This is a genomic window from Pseudomonas sp. FYR_5 (assembly GCF_043106315.1).
Lineage (GTDB): Bacteria > Pseudomonadota > Gammaproteobacteria > Pseudomonadales > Pseudomonadaceae > Aquipseudomonas > Aquipseudomonas putida_Y.
Map to the genome: position 1 here is coordinate 1 of NZ_JBICMK010000115.1, position 14657 is coordinate 14657.

General features: G+C 61.6%; 13 protein-coding genes. 3 read left to right on the plus strand and 10 right to left on the minus strand.

Annotated features, from left to right (window positions below):
- Nucleotides 1-140: 140 nt before the first annotated feature.
- The gene (gene nagZ, locus ACF8RA_RS24035; protein ID WP_176684931.1) at nt 141-1139 is read right to left on the minus strand and encodes a beta-N-acetylhexosaminidase; all 999 of its coding nucleotides are present in this window, start codon (nt 1137-1139) and stop codon (nt 141-143) included.
- Between the two features lie 180 nt (nt 1140-1319).
- Nucleotides 1320-2027, minus strand: coding sequence for a TetR/AcrR family transcriptional regulator (locus ACF8RA_RS24040; protein ID WP_176684849.1), 708 nt, complete (start codon nt 2025-2027; stop codon nt 1320-1322).
- A gap of 286 nt (nt 2028-2313) precedes the next feature.
- Here ACF8RA_RS24040 and lexA point away from each other — a divergent pair, with 286 nt between their 5' ends.
- The gene (gene lexA, locus ACF8RA_RS24045) at nt 2314-2922 is read left to right on the plus strand and encodes a transcriptional repressor LexA (RefSeq protein WP_010953131.1); all 609 of its coding nucleotides are present in this window, start codon (nt 2314-2316) and stop codon (nt 2920-2922) included.
- A 13-nt stretch (nt 2923-2935) separates the two neighbouring features.
- A complete protein-coding gene (gene sulA / locus ACF8RA_RS24050) occupies nt 2936-3412 on the plus strand; it encodes an SOS-induced cell division inhibitor SulA (RefSeq protein WP_392519646.1) in 477 nt (158 codons plus the stop codon).
- Nucleotides 3413-3462: 50 nt separating this feature from the next.
- On the opposite strand, the gene ACF8RA_RS24055 is transcribed toward sulA, so the two are convergent.
- From ACF8RA_RS24055 to ACF8RA_RS24085, 7 genes are all read right to left on the minus strand, one after another.
- Entirely contained in the window at nt 3463-3696 is a 234-nt protein-coding gene (locus ACF8RA_RS24055; protein WP_003248777.1) for a hypothetical protein, read from the minus strand.
- A 50-nt stretch (nt 3697-3746) separates the two neighbouring features.
- Nucleotides 3747-4262, minus strand: coding sequence for a DUF6586 family protein (locus tag ACF8RA_RS24060; RefSeq protein WP_392519647.1), 516 nt, complete (start codon nt 4260-4262; stop codon nt 3747-3749).
- Between the two features lie 189 nt (nt 4263-4451).
- Nucleotides 4452-7061 (minus strand): type I DNA topoisomerase, encoded by a 2610-nt coding sequence (topA, locus tag ACF8RA_RS24065; protein WP_176684848.1) that lies wholly within the window; start codon nt 7059-7061, stop codon nt 4452-4454.
- 100 nt (nt 7062-7161) lie between these two features.
- Nucleotides 7162-7413: a DUF1653 domain-containing protein gene (locus ACF8RA_RS24070; RefSeq protein WP_021785428.1), complete on the minus strand. Its 252-nt coding sequence runs from the start codon at nt 7411-7413 to the stop codon at nt 7162-7164.
- Nucleotides 7414-7489: 76 nt separating this feature from the next.
- Nucleotides 7490-8665: an acetyl-CoA C-acyltransferase FadA gene (fadA, locus tag ACF8RA_RS24075; protein ID WP_010953128.1), complete on the minus strand. Its 1176-nt coding sequence runs from the start codon at nt 8663-8665 to the stop codon at nt 7490-7492.
- Nucleotides 8666-8696: 31 nt separating this feature from the next.
- On the minus strand, nt 8697-10844 hold the full coding sequence (gene fadB / locus ACF8RA_RS24080; RefSeq protein ID WP_176684847.1) for a fatty acid oxidation complex subunit alpha FadB: 2148 nt from the start codon (nt 10842-10844) through the stop codon (nt 8697-8699).
- Between the two features lie 612 nt (nt 10845-11456).
- Nucleotides 11457-11894: a hypothetical protein gene (locus tag ACF8RA_RS24085; RefSeq protein WP_003248762.1), complete on the minus strand. Its 438-nt coding sequence runs from the start codon at nt 11892-11894 to the stop codon at nt 11457-11459.
- Between the two features lie 109 nt (nt 11895-12003).
- Between ACF8RA_RS24085 and ACF8RA_RS24090 the strand changes: the two genes are divergently transcribed.
- Nucleotides 12004-12444 carry a universal stress protein gene (locus tag ACF8RA_RS24090; RefSeq protein ID WP_176684846.1) on the plus strand — a complete coding sequence of 147 codons (441 nt, stop codon included), beginning with the start codon at nt 12004-12006 and terminating at the stop codon, nt 12442-12444.
- 107 nt (nt 12445-12551) lie between these two features.
- On the opposite strand, the gene ACF8RA_RS24095 is transcribed toward ACF8RA_RS24090, so the two are convergent.
- The gene (locus ACF8RA_RS24095) at nt 12552-14480 is read right to left on the minus strand and encodes an ATP-binding cassette domain-containing protein (protein WP_176684845.1); all 1929 of its coding nucleotides are present in this window, start codon (nt 14478-14480) and stop codon (nt 12552-12554) included.
- Nucleotides 14481-14657: the final 177 nt, after the last annotated feature.

Here is a 14657-nt window from a genome sequence, read left to right on the forward strand (position 1 = left end):
TGGACGCAGGCCGTCGTAGGAGCGGGTTCACCCGCGAAAGGGCCGGTCCTGCTGGCCAATTTCCACCCGTCGTTCACCTTTGCCGCTGCCACCGTATTCGCGGGCAAACCCGACTGGCGGCAGCGAACAGGCCCGCGCAGTCAATCGACCAGCTGAGCTTCCTTCAACGCCCCCAACGCCTCCTGCCAGCGCGGCTGCTGGCGATAATCGGTCCGCGCAAAACCTTGCCCGCGCATCCGCGCAATCCTCGGCGACGGTTTGACCTTCAACCGCTGCGCCGCACTCAGCGCCAGCTCCGCCGCCGCCCGGTCATTGCACACCAGGCCCATATCACAGCCGGCGCTCAGCGCCGCTTCGATACGGCTGGCCGCATCGCCCACCACATGCGCACCGGCCATCGACAGGTCATCACTGAAGATCACCCCGTCAAAGCCCAGCTCGCCACGCAGGATGTCCTGCAACCAACGCCGCGAGAAGCCGGCTGGCTGGCTGTCGACCTGCGGGTAGATGACATGCGCCGGCATCACTGCCGCAAGCTGCCCACTCAGGCGGGTAAACGGCACCAGGTCGGCCTGGCGCAGTTGTTCCAGGCTGCGCTCATCGGTGGGGATAGCCACGTGCGAATCGGCTTCGGCCCAGCCATGCCCCGGGAAATGCTTGCCACAGGCGGCCATACCCGCCGCATTCATGCCACGGATGAACGCGCCAGCCAGTTGCGTTGCACGCAGCGGGTCACTCTCGAACGCGCGGCTGCCCACCACGGCGCTACGCTGGTGGTCCAGGTCGAGCACAGGAGCGAAGCTGAGGTCCAGGCCAACCGCCAGTACCTCGGTCGCCATCAGCCAGCCGCACTGCTCAGCCAGGTATTCGGCATTGTCGTTATCGGCCAACGCACGCATGGCCGGCAGGCGAACAAAGCCCTGGCGCAGACGCTGTACGCGCCCGCCTTCCTGGTCCACTGCCAGGATCAGATCGGGGCGAATGGCGCGGATGGACGCGCACAGCTCGCGCACCTGGCGCGGGCTGTCGATATTGCGGGCAAAGATGATCAGGCCAGCCACTTCGGGCTGGCGCAGCAGTTGACGGTCTTCGGCGGTCAGCCATTTACCGGCGATATCCACCATCAGGGAGCCTTGCAGGCTGACAGTCATGGGTAATCCTTCATTGAAGACAGAGAGCGGCCCACCGGGGGGCAGCAGACACCGGCAGACACATGCCGTTGGCCACAAGCGAAGCCACACAGGCACTGGTCAGCAAGGGGAATGAGTAGATCGGGCATGGGCGCTAGCTTAGCGGAAGCGCCCTGCCACGCCCAGCCTTCAGGCCTTGGCGGTAGCCAAGCTGGTCTTTGTTCGCGGGCGCAGCTGCGCAGTGGCCATCGCCTCGTCGGTCACACCGCTGTCAGCGCGCATGCCTGCCGCCAGGAACGGCACCATCAGGCGCATCACCTGCTCGATCGAAGTGTTGATGCCGAAGTCGGTCTCGGCAATCGCCCGCAGGGCTTTGATACCGGACATGCTGAAGGCCGCGGCACCCAGCATGAAGTGCACACGCCAGAACAGTTCCAGTGGCGGAATGCGTGGCGCTGCCTCGTTCACCAACAGCATGTAGCGGCGGAACACTTTGCCGTACATGTCTTCCAGATAGCGCCGCAGGTGCCCTTGGCTCTGGCTGAACGCCAGCCCCAGCAGGCGCATGAAGATCGACAGGTCGTTGTTGCTACGCGGTTGCACGGCCAGCGCCTGCTCTACGAGCATTTCCAGCAGTTCTTCGAGGCTGGGCTTTTGCTCCGGCTTGGCCTGGCGGCGCTCCAGCTCACGCTCGAGACTGGCGCAGAATGGGCCAAGGAAACGCGAGAAAACGGCCTGGATCAGCGCCTTCTTGGAGCCGAAATGATAGTTGACTGCCGCCAGGTTGACCCCGGCCTTGCTGGTAATCAGCCGCAACGAGGTTTCGGCGAACCCCCTTTCCGCGAACAACTGCTCGGCAGCGTCGAGAATGCGTTCAACGGTTTCCGATTGGGCCATGACTACTCCGACTACTCCGCCAGACAAACAGGTGTTTGAAACATACGTTTCAGCCCTGCTTCTGTCAAGGCTCGGTGACTGGGCGGTCGCCATTTAAAAGGTGCAAGCTGGAAGCTGCAAGCGTGATGTGACAGCAACACCGGCCGGATATCGCAAAATCGCGTCCTGGGGTGACTGAAAAGCATGGGAGGACTGCCGTTTCGCCCTTTCTTGCAGCTTGGAGCTTGCAGCGGGCCTGACACTGTATATAATCCCAGTCACTGTACAAAAAGACAGAGCGCTTACCATGTTGAAACTGACGCCACGCCAAGCCGAAATTCTCGCGTTCATCAAGCGCTGCCTGGAAGACAACGGCTTTCCGCCTACCCGCGCCGAGATTGCTCAGGAGCTGGGCTTCAAGTCGCCCAATGCCGCCGAGGAGCACCTCAAGGCGCTTGCCCGCAAGGGCGCGATCGAAATGACGCCGGGCGCTTCCCGCGGCATCCGCATTCCCGGCCTGGAAGCCAAGGCCGAAGAAGCCGGCCTGCCCATCATCGGCCGGGTAGCGGCCGGTGCGCCGATTCTTGCCGAACAGCACATCGAGCAATCCTGCAACATCAACCCTGCCTTCTTCCACCCCCAAGCCGATTATTTGCTGCGCGTACACGGCATGAGCATGAAGGACGTCGGCATCTTCGACGGTGACCTGCTGGCTGTGCACACCTGTCGTGAAGCCCGCAACGGCCAGATCGTGGTGGCGCGCATCGGCGACGAAGTCACAGTCAAGCGCTTCAAGCGCGAAGGCAGCAAAGTCTGGCTGCTTGCCGAAAACCCCGAATTCGCCCCCATCGAAGTCGACCTGAAAGAACAGGAACTGGTGATCGAGGGCTTGAGCGTCGGCGTCATTCGCCGCTGATCCAGGAGGCGTCATGCAGCAGTTCATTCACGCACCCGAGCAAGCCCAGTTGCCCCTGTTCGAAGCATTCCTCGCCCAGCCCGTGCTGCCAGGCCTAAAAGCCAGGGAACTGGCGCGCAAGAGCAGCCAGCCCGAACTGTTCAGCGAACTGTCGCTGCGCGGTGCCCCTGGCCACTGCCAAAGCCTGCTGGCGCCAGTGCTGCGCGAGTTGAGCGAAGAGGACGAGGCCCGCTGGCTGACCCTGATCGCCCCACCGCCAAGCCTGACCCAGGCCTGGCTGCGCGATGCCGGACTCAACCGTGAACGCATTCTGCTGCTGCAACCCCGCAGCAATCAAAGCGCGCTGCAACTGGCCTGTGAGGCTTTGCGCCTGGGCCTCAGCCACACAGTGGTGAGCTGGCTGGGTAACGTCAATGCCACTGCACGTCAGCAACTGCTACGTGCTGCCAGTGCCGGAAACGCACAAAGCCTGAACATCCGCCTCGGCTGATGTTCAGGCTTTGCCTGTCACTTCAACTAGCCTGATACGCTGCTGCACCCTCAGTGCAGCACACGCGGCCCTTCATCACGCTCGAGCTCGCCATCCATCAGGCGACCGGCCATCTGCACGCCCACACTGAGCATGGCCTTGGCCACTTCCACATGCTGACCCTGCAGGAACACCTTGGCGTCTTCCGAGAAATCCAGGGTTACCAGAGAGCCCTCATCCTCGGCGCGACGAAGTTCGATGCGGCCGTCAGGCAACTCGACAATTTCCAGAAAAGACGTAGACATAAATGGCAGTTCTCCGCGAAAGGCGATTATTGTACCAGCCGTTGCGGTTATCAGCACTCACTCAACGCGTCGCGGAAACGTCTCACCAAACTTTTGAGGTCGTTGCGCCAGCTTTCCAGCTCGACACGCGACAGCGCTGGATGCTCAGGCTCATCCAGATTGACGGCCTGAATCAGTGGCTGGGTAACGTCGGTTTTCGGCGCTTTTCTGGCGACCGGTGGTCGGAACAAATCGGCATAAGCACCGAGCATTTGCGCCAGCCAGGTTTCACGCTGGCGGGCCAGCTCCAGCAACTCGGCCACTTCCGGGATGGCGATACCGTTCAGGGCATCCTCGGCCAGGGCCTGCTCCACCGTTGCGACAACCGGCAGGCGGTAGAAGCCCCCGATTTCATGGCACAGCCCCAACAGAGCACCATACAGGTGGAACAGCGCCGACTCGCGTTCAGCCTGAACCAGGCCTTGGGCATTCATGGCCTGGCTTTGTTCAGCCTTGGCCATGGACTCCAGGGCGAGGCCGGCGAAGAACAGTTTCTGGTTGGTACGGGTGTAGAGTTCCTGGGCCATTTCAGTGCCCTCCCATAAGGCTACAAGGCGGATATCTGCATCATAAATGATTGGGGCCGCTTTGCGCCCCTTCGCGGGCTTGCCCGCTCCCACCAGTACAGCGCCACATTCAAGGGCGGCGCGATACCTGTGGAAGCGGGCAAGCCCGCGAAGGGCCGCAAAGCGGCCCCATATCACAGCACCGATGGATCAGCGCTTGTCTTCAACCTTCCAGGCATTGCCGTCGTAAAACGCCTTCCAACCGGTCGGCTTGCCATCGACCTCGGACTGCACGTACTGCTCCTTGGTCTTGCGGCTGTAACGAATCACCGCCGGGCGGCCATCCGGGTCTTTCTGCGGCGCATCGCACAGGAAGTGGTACTTCGGGTCGATCTCATGCTTGTGCGGCACAATCTCCAGCACCAGCGGCGCACGGGTCTCGCGGTTCTTGGGGAACTGGCTGGCAGCCAGGAACAGCCCCGAAGCACCGTCGCGAAGCACGTAGGTATCGTCGACCTTCTCGCACTTGAGCTCCGGCATGTCTACCTTGTCCATCTTCGGCGGCGCCGCCTCGCCGCTCTTGAGCAGCTTGCGGGTGTTCTTGCACGCCGGGTTGGTGCAGCCGAAGAACTTGCCGAAACGGCCGGTCTTCAATTGCATCTCGCTGCCGCACTTGTCGCACTCCAGGCTCGGCCCTTCGTAGCCCTTGATGCGGTAGTTGCCTTCCTCGATCTCGTAACCTACACAATCCGGGTTGTTACCACAGATGTGCAGCTTGTGCTTCTCGTCCAGCAGGTAGGCGTCCATCGCCGTGGCGCAGATCGGGCAACGGTGCTTGCCCAGCAGTACGCGCGATTCCGACTCGCCCTCGTCGTCAGCGGCGATCTCGTCGCCCGGCACCAGGTTGACGGTAGCCTTGCAGCGCTCTTTCGGTGGCAGGCTGTAGCCAGAGCAACCCAGGAACACGCCTGTAGAGGCGGTTCGAATCATCATCGGCCGGCCACATTCCTTGCATGGAATGTTGGTCATGGTCGGCTGGTTGGCGCGCATGCCGTCTTCGCTGGACTCGGCAGTCTGCAGCTTTTTGCTGAAGTCGCCGTAGAACTCGTCGAGCACGTTCTTCCAGTCACGCTCGCCCTGGGCCACGTCGTCGAGGTTCTCTTCCATGACAGCGGTAAATCCGTAGTCCATCAGGTTGGAGAAGCTCTCCGACAGGCGTTCGGTGACGATGTCGCCCATCTTCTCGGAGTAGAAGCGGCGGTTGTGCAGCGTCACATAGCCTCGGTCCTGGATGGTGGAAATGATCGCCGCGTAGGTCGATGGACGGCCAATGCCGCGCTTTTCCATTTCCTTGACCAGGCTGGCTTCGGTGAAGCGCGCCGGTGGCTTGGTGAAGTGCTGACTCGGGTCGATCTGGATCAGCTTAAGCGCTTCACCCTGAACCATTTCTGGCAGCACGTCGTCTTCGCCCGGCTTGCTCTGCTGTGGCAGCACACGGGTGTAGCCGTCGAACTTGAGGATGCGGCCCTTGGCACGCAGTTCGAAATCGCCGGCAGCGACGGTGACGCTGGTGGACAGGTACTGCGCTGGCGGCATCTGGCAAGCCAGGAACTGGCGCCAGATCAGCTCGTACAGGCGCTCGGCGTCACGCTCCATGCCACTGAGCTTGGTCGGGTGGGTATTCACGTCAGAAGGCCGAATCGCTTCGTGCGCCTCCTGGGCGCCCTCCTTGCTGCCGTAAACCAGTGGCGCCTCCGGCAGGTACTGCTTGCCGAACTCCCGCTCGATGTAGCTGCGGGCCATCTCCAGGGCGTCCGCCGACAGGTTGGTCGAGTCGGTACGCATGTAGGTGATGTAACCGGCTTCGTACAAGCGCTGGGCCATCATCATGGTTTTCTTCACGCCGAAGCCCAGGCGGTTACTGGCCGCTTGCTGCAAGGTGGAAGTAATGAACGGTGCCGATGGCTTGCTGCTGGTCGGACGGTCTTCGCGCTTGACCACGCTGTAGCTGGAAGCCTTGAGCTTATCCAGCGCCGCCATGGCCTGGGCTTCGTTCAGCGGCTTGAAGGCCTCGCCCTTCTCGCGCGCCACCTCGAAACGCACCTTGGCGTTCTTGGCGGTGCCGAGGTCGGCGTGGATTTCCCAGTACTCTTCCGGGATGAACGCGCGGATCTCACGCTCACGCTCCACCACCAGCTTTACCGCTACCGACTGCACACGGCCAGCGGACAGGCCGCGGGCAATCTTGGCCCACAGCAGCGGCGAAACCATGTAACCGACCACGCGGTCGAGGAAACGCCGCGCCTGCTGAGCGTTGACCCGATCGATGTCCAGTTCGCCCGGCTGCGAGAAGGCCTCCTGAATGGCCTTCTTGGTAATTTCGTTGAACACCACGCGCTTGTAGCGGGTGTCGTCACCCCCGATGGCCTCACGCAGGTGCCAGGCAATGGCTTCACCTTCGCGGTCCAAGTCGGTTGCGAGATAGATGGTGTCGGCATCCTTGGCCAGGCGGCGCAGCTCTTCGATCACCTTTTCCTTGCCAGGCAGGATCTCGTACTTGGCCTTCCAGCCATGGTCGGGGTCGACGCCCATGCGCGCCACCAGCTGGCGGCGAGCCTTTTCTTTCGGCGAAAGCGCCGGTGCCTCACCCGCAGCCTTGCCACGCTTGGCGGCCGGCTCTTTGCTCGCGCTGGCCGAACCGCTGGTGGGGAGGTCTCGGATATGGCCGATACTCGACTTCACCACGTACTGGTTGCCCAGGTACTTGTTGATGGTCTTGGCCTTGGCCGGGGATTCCACAATGACCAGCGATTTGCCCATGGATCGGAGTATTCCTGAATCTGAAGATAAAAAACGCGCCAAGTGCCAGACGCGGCACCGCTATATATAGTGGCAAAAGTGTGAGGTCAAGCTCGGACGATCAGTCGTGCGACTTGCCCAGCAACCCGGGCAGCCCCTCTTCGGCCTTGACCAAAGCAAAGCGTGGCACCTGCTCGCCGTCAACTTCTACGGACTCCTCGAACATCGAAAGGGGGCGTACCCAGAAGCTGTAATCACCATACAGGCATTGGTAGAACACCATCCACTCTTCGGTTTCGGAGTGCCGCGCAACACTGAAGACACGGTACTCAGGCCCTTTGTAATGCCGGTAGACGCCTGGTTGTATCTGCATGTTGCACACCCTCTTGAATAAAACCTGAAAAAACAAAACCGGGGCACAAGGCCCCGGTTGCTGTCCCGCTACGCGATCAGACGCGTTCGAAGACAGTAGTGATACCTTGGCCCAGGCCGACGCACATGGTCGCAACACCCAGCGTACCGCCATTTTGCTTCATGACGTTGAGCAGGGTGCCGGAAATCCGCGCCCCGGAGCAACCGAACGGGTGGCCCAAGGCAATCGCGCCGCCGTGCAGGTTAACCTTCTCATCCATCTTGTCGAGCACTTTCAAGTCTTTCAGCACTGGCAGGGCCTGTGCAGCGAAGGCTTCATTGAGCTCGATGAAGTCGATGTCAGCCATGGTCAGACCGGCACGCTTGAGGGCTTTCTGGGTCGATGGCACCGGGCCATAGCCCATGATTGCCGGGTCGACACCGGCCACTGCCATCGAACGGATCACCGCCAATGGCTGGATACCCAGGTCCATCGCACGCTGGCCGGACATCACGATCATGCACGATGCGCCGTCGGTAATCTGCGACGAGGTACCGGCAGTGACAGTACCGCCTTTCGGGTTGAACGCAGGCTTGAGCGACGCCAGGCCTTCGAGGGTGGTTTCCGGGCGAATGGTTTCGTCGAAATCGAACACCTTCAGGAAGCCGTTTTCGTCGTAGCCCTGCATCGGGATGATCTCATCCTTGAACTTGCCTTCGACAGTGGCTTTGTGGGCCAGCTGGTGCGAACGCAAGCCGAACAGGTCCTGCTGCTCACGGGTGATGCCGTGCATCTTGCCGAGCATTTCCGCAGTCAGGCCCATCATCCCGGAAGCCTTGGCGGCATGCAAGGACAGGTGCGGGTTGGGGTCGACACCATGCATCATGCTGACGTGGCCCATGTGCTCCACGCCACCCACCACGAACACATCACCGTTACCGGTCATGATCGCCTGGGCAGCCGTGTGCAGGGCGCTCATCGACGAACCGCACAGGCGGCTGACGGTCTGCGCCGCAGAGGTGTGCGGGATTGGGGTCATCAGCGAGGCCATGCGGGCGATGTTCCAGCCCTGCTCCAGGGTCTGGTTGACGCAGCCCCAGATCACATCCTCGACTTCTTTCGGGTCGACCTTGCCGTTGCGTTCCAGCAGTTTGCTGATCAGGTGCGCCGACATGTCTTCAGCGCGGGTATTGCGGTGCATGCCACCCTTGGAGCGGCCCATTGGCGTGCGACCGAAGTCGACAATCACCACGTCTCTTGGATTCAGGCTCATATCAAATCTCTCGCTCTAGCTCGTTGACCGCTCAGTTGAAGAAGCGCTGGCCGTTCTTGGCCATTTCACGCAGCTTGGCGGTCGGGTGGTACAGCGGCCCCAGGTCGGCGTACTGATCGGCCAGGGCAACGAATTCGGCCACACCGATCGAGTCGATGTAACGCAGCGCACCACCGCGGAAGGGAGGGAAACCAATGCCGTAGACCAGCCCCATATCGGCTTCGGCGGCGGTTTCGACGATGCCGTCTTCCAGGCAGCGCACAGTCTCCAGGCACAGCGGGACCATCATCCAGTTGATGATGTCTTCATCGGTCACTTCACGCTGCTCGAACACGATAGGCTTGAGCACGTCGAGCACGGTGGCATCGAAAACCTTCTTCGGCTTGCCGCGCTTGTCGGTTTCGTAGGCGTAGAAGCCCTTGCCGTTCTTCTGACCCAGGCGGTTAGCCTCGTACAGCGCGTCAACGGCCGAGCGACGCTCGTCCTTCATCCGGTCCGGGAAACCTTCGGCCATCACATCGCGGCCATGGTGACCGGTGTCGATGCCGACCACGTCCATCAGGTAGGCTGGGCCCATCGGCCAGCCGAACTTTTCCATGACCTTGTCGATGCGCACAAAATCGACGCCGGCGCTGACCAGCTTGGCGAAGCCGCCGAAGTACGGGAACAGCACGCGGTTGACCAAAAAGCCCGGGCAGTCGTTGACCACGATCGGGTTCTTGCCCATTTTCTTGGCGTAGGCCACGGTGGTGGCAACCGCCACTTCACTGGACTTCTCGCCACGGATCACTTCAACCAGCGGCATCATGTGCACCGGGTTGAAGAAGTGCATGCCGACGAAGTTTTCCGGACGCTTGAGCGCCTTGGCCAGCAGGTTGATGGAGATGGTGGAGGTGTTGGAAGCGAGGATCGCGTCGTCCTTCACCTGGCCTTCCACTTCCGCCAGTACCGCTTGCTTGACCTTCGGGTTCTCGACCACAGCCTCGACGACGATGTCGACATTGGCGAAATCGCCATAAGACAGGGTCGGGCGAATGGCGTTGAGGGCCTCGGCCATCTTGGCCGGGGTCAGGCGGCCCTTCTCGACGCGGTTGCCGAGCAGCTTGGAGGCCTCGTTCAGACCCAGTTGAATGGCTTCCTCGCGGATGTCCTTCATCAGGATCGGCGTACCTTTGACCGCCGACTGGTAGGCGATACCGCCGCCCATGATGCCGGCGCCGAGGACGGCGGCCTGCTTCACGTCGTGGGCGATCTCGTCATGCGCCTTGGCCTTGCGCTTGAGTTCCTGATCGTTGAGGAACAAGCCGATCAGGCTCTCGGCGACCGAGGTCTTGGCCAGCTTGGCAAAGCCCGCGGCTTCGACTTCCAGGGCCTTGTCGCGACCGAAGTTGGCGGCTTTCTGGATGCTCTTGATCGCTTCGACCGGGGCCGGGTAGTTCGGCCCGGCCTGGCCTGCGACGAAGCCCTTGGCGGTCTCGAAGGCCATCATCTGCTCGATGGCATTGAGCTTGAGCTTTTCCAGCTTCGGCTGGCGCTTGGCCTTGTAGTCCAGCTCGCCACTGATGGCACGCTTGATCAGGTCGAGGGCACCGGCCAGCAGCAGCTCAGGGGCGACCACGGCGTCGACGGCCCCCACTTTCAGGGCGTCTTCGGCACGGTTTTCCTTGCCGGCGGCGATCCACTCGATGGCGTTGTCCGAGCCGATCAGGCGCGGCAGGCGCACGGTACCGCCAAAGCCCGGGTAGATACCCAGCTTGACTTCCGGCAGGCCGATCCTGGCGCTGCTGGACATGACCCGGTAGTCGGCCGCCAGGCACATTTCCAGGCCGCCGCCCAGCGCGATGCCGTTGATGGCGGCAACGGTCGGCACTTCGAGGTCTTCGAAGGCGTTGAAGATGCGATTGGCTTCCAGGTTGCCAGCGACCAGTTCGGCCTCAGGCAGCTTGAAGTTGTCGACGAACTCGGTGATGTCGGCGCCGACGATGAACACGTCCTTGCCACTGCTGACGATCACGCCCTTGACCGAGGCATCGGCCTGGATGGCATCGACGGCCTGGCGCAGCTCGCTCAGGGTAAGGCGGTTGAACTTGTTGACGGACTCACCCTTGAGGTCGAACTTGAGCTCGACGATGCCACTTTCAAGAGCCTTAACCGTGATGGCTTTACCTTCGTAAATCATCAACTGATCTCCACGATATGGAAGCTGAACTGTACACGCCGATCGCTGCAGCAAAAGCAGGCCTAGCTGCCCTGCCCCAGGCACACCCGTCAGCGCGCTAGTCGGAAGTATGGCTTGGCGTGATGACATACAAACGCTCAATTCATACGCCCGTTTGATTTGGGTGTGCACACATTCTCCGAAAAGATGGGCGTTGTCAAATGCTCACGAGCACGGCGAAAGCGCGACTTTCCAGTCATTTTCTATCGCCCGGGTACAAAACATGATGACAGTGATCGCCGGTCATTCATGTCAGCGATTGACCACACGTATTGGCTGGAGTGCTTTGCGCTTGCGCGGCGAGCCAGGGCGACTACACTGGCACTTGCTTGCATGAATACCCGGCCTGCCTGGCCTTTTCTGCGCAGCAGAACGCAAAGCGGCGACTTGGCACCCCACCCCTTCAGGGTCATGCCGAGCCGCCGCTTTGTCGTTATAGAACAGATTGACCAGGCTGGATTCCGCCCCCGTAGGAGCGGGTTTACCCGCGAAGCAGGCACCGCGGAGCTTGGCACCGGCCCTGCCGGTGTTCGCAGGTGAATCCTCGCCTACAGGGGCGCATATGGGCTGAGCTCAAGCCAAGGTTTCGAGGGCGTAGGCAACATCCTGCAACACAGCAGTATCGCCGCGCTCGGTCCAGTACAAGGCAATCATCCGAGCATCGGCCTCCACCTTGTACACACTCGCCGGCAAACGCGACAAGGCGCCCATGAAGCGTGGGTCTTCGCAGGGCTCGCGCCACTGATTCCACCACACCCCGGGGCTGACCTGCCAGAAGCTGAAACTGTCCTCATGCCCACGACGCCGGGCTCGGTGATATTGCGGGCAGGGGCTTGGCGGCTCTTTTTCCAGCCAGTGCGGCCACTGCTGAGGCGCCAGCTGCATGGCCAGCCCCATGCGCCGAGCCTCCAGGCGCAACTTCATCTGCTCGCTCTGCTTGCGCGAACTGCGCAGCCAGGAAAGCGGGCTGAGAATCAGCGCAAGGATTGACACCACCAGCAATACCGTCATATCAGTAGTTCCCATAAAACGTTGCAAATGAGCTGGTTAGCCATTTTCACGGTGGACCCGCCCTAAAGCGACCATACTTCTTCTATCGCGATTGTCAGGAGTACCGCTCATGAAATACGAACATTTGTTGGTCGCTGTCGACCTGACCGAAGAGTGCGACCCGGTGATCAAGCGCGCCATGGCGCTGGCAGAACCTTCGAATGCCAAGGTATCCCTGGTGCACATTGTCGAGCCGATGGCCATGGCTTTCGGCGGTGACGTACCGATGGACCTGTCGCAGTTGCAACAGCAGCAGTTCGACCAGGCCAAGGAGCGCATGGACCGCCTGTTCCACAAATACCCGGAAATCAACCGCGGCGACTCGCACCTGACCTACGGCCAACCGCGCCAGGAAATCCACCAGCTGGCCAAGGACCAGAACTGCGACCTGATCGTGGTCGGCAGCCATGGTCGTCACGGCCTGGCATTGCTGCTGGGCTCCACGGCCAACGATGTGCTGCACGGCGCGCCGTGTGACGTGCTGGCGGTACGCTTGCTGAAGAAGGATTGATTCGACCTGAACCGGCCTCTTCGCGTGCAAGCCTGCGCCTGCAAGGGTATGGCGATCCCTGCAGGAGCGGGTTTACCCGCGAAGAGGCCGGAACAGGCTAACGCCAGTCAGCCTTCCAGCTCAGCCCAGCGCTCTACCAATACATCCAGCTCGCCCTGCAGCTTCTCGATCTGTGCCAGCACCGCCGAAGTTTCTGCAATTGGCCGCTGATAGAAGCCCGCCGCATTCACTTCTTCCTGAGCCTCGGCCATCCGCTGTTCCAGCTCGTCGATCTGCCCCGGCAGCATTTCCAGCTCACGCTGCAGCTTGTAGCTGAGTTTCTTCTTCGAAGGCTCTTCCACCACCGCCGCAACAACAGGTTCAGGCTTGGCCTCGACCTTCTCAACCACCGCGCTGTTGAGCGCAGACTTGCCGCCCTTGCTCTCGGTCACACCCAGCAATTTCGGCGAGCCGCCCTGGCGAATCCAGTCCTCGTAGCCGCCCACATACTCACGCACCTTACCCTCGCCTTCGAACACCAGCGTGCTGGTAACGACGTTGTCGAGGAAGGCCCGGTCGTGGCTGACCATCAGCACGGTGCCTTTGTAGTTGGACAGCACCTCTTCCAGAAGCTCGAGGGTTTCCACGTCCAGGTCGTTGGTCGGTTCGTCGAGCACCAGCAGGTTGGCCGGCTTGCTGAACAGCTTGGCCAGCAGCAGCCGCGCACGCTCACCACCTGACAGCGCCTTGACCGGCGTGCGCGCACGCTGGGGACTGAACAGGAAGTCGCCCAGGTAGCTCAGCACGTGGCGGTTCTGACCATCGATCTCGATGAAATCACGGCCTTCGGCCAGGTTGTCGATCACGGTCTTTTCCAGGTCGAGCTGGTGGCGCATCTGGTCGAAATAAGCCACCTCGAGCTTGGTGCCACGCTCCACTTTGCCCGCAGTAGGCTCAAGGTCGCCCAGCATCATCTTGAGCAAAGTGGTCTTGCCAGTGCCGTTTGCGCCCAGCAGACCGATGCGGTCCTGCCGCTGCAGGACCATGGAAAAGTCCTTGACCAGCAGAGGCCCGTCCGGGTGATGGAAGCTGACATTTTCCAGCACCATCACCTGCTTGCCGGACTTGTCCGCTGCTTCGATCTGAATGTTGGCCTTGCCCTGTCGTTCGCGGCGCTCGCCACGCTCCACACGCAGGGCCTTCAGTGCACGCACACGGCCTTCGTTGCGGGTACGGCGGGCCTTGATACCCTGGCGAATCCACACTTCTTCCTGGGCCAGGCGCTTGTCGAAGAGCGCGTTGGCGGTTTCCTCGGCGGCCAGTGCGGCCTCCTTGTGCACCAGGAAGCTGGCGTAGTCGCCGTTCCAGTCGATCAGGCCGCCACGGTCCAGCTCGAGGATGCGGGTGGCCAGGTTCTGCAGGAACGAACGGTCGTGGGTGATGAACAATACCGCGCCGTTGAAGCCACGCAGGGCCTCTTCGAGCCAGGCAATGGCACCGATGTCCAGGTGGTTGGTCGGTTCGTCGAGCAGCAGCAGGTCGGGCTCGGACACCAGCGCCTGGGCCAGCAGCACGCGGCGGCGCCAGCCACCGGACAGCTCGGCCAGGGTCTTGTCGGCCGGCAGTTGCAGGCGACTGAGCGTGCTTTCCACCACCTGCTGCAGGCGCCAGCCGTCGCGGGCTTCCAGCTCATGCTGGACGTGCATGAGTTTTTCCAGGTCTTCATCGCCCTGGATGTTCATGCTCAGGTGGTGGAACTGCGCCAGCAACTCGCCCACGCCCTCCAGACCAGCGGCTACGACGTCGAACACCGTTCGCTCGTCGGCCACCGGCAGCTCCTGTGGCAGCTCACCGATCTTCAGGCCCGGGGCACGCCAGATTTCGCCGTCGTCGCCCTTCTGCTCGCCCTTGACCAGGCGCAGCATGCTCGACTTGCCGGTGCCGTTGCGGCCGATGATGCACACCCGCTCGCCACGAGCGATCTGCCAGGACACTTTGTCCAGCAGCGGCATGGCGCCGAATGCGAGGGACACATCGCTGAATTTGAGCAGGGTCATGTTGGTCTCCATAAATCGGGCGCGCATTCTACCTGACTTGGGCCCCGACGGCATCCGCCAGGCCAACCGGCGAACGCCTGGCGACATCTGGTCGAACTTAATATCCCGATACACGCACAGCGCTTTCACCCACCGCCGGCAAACGGCTAAGCTAAGGCAATAGCTTCCAACAGTGCT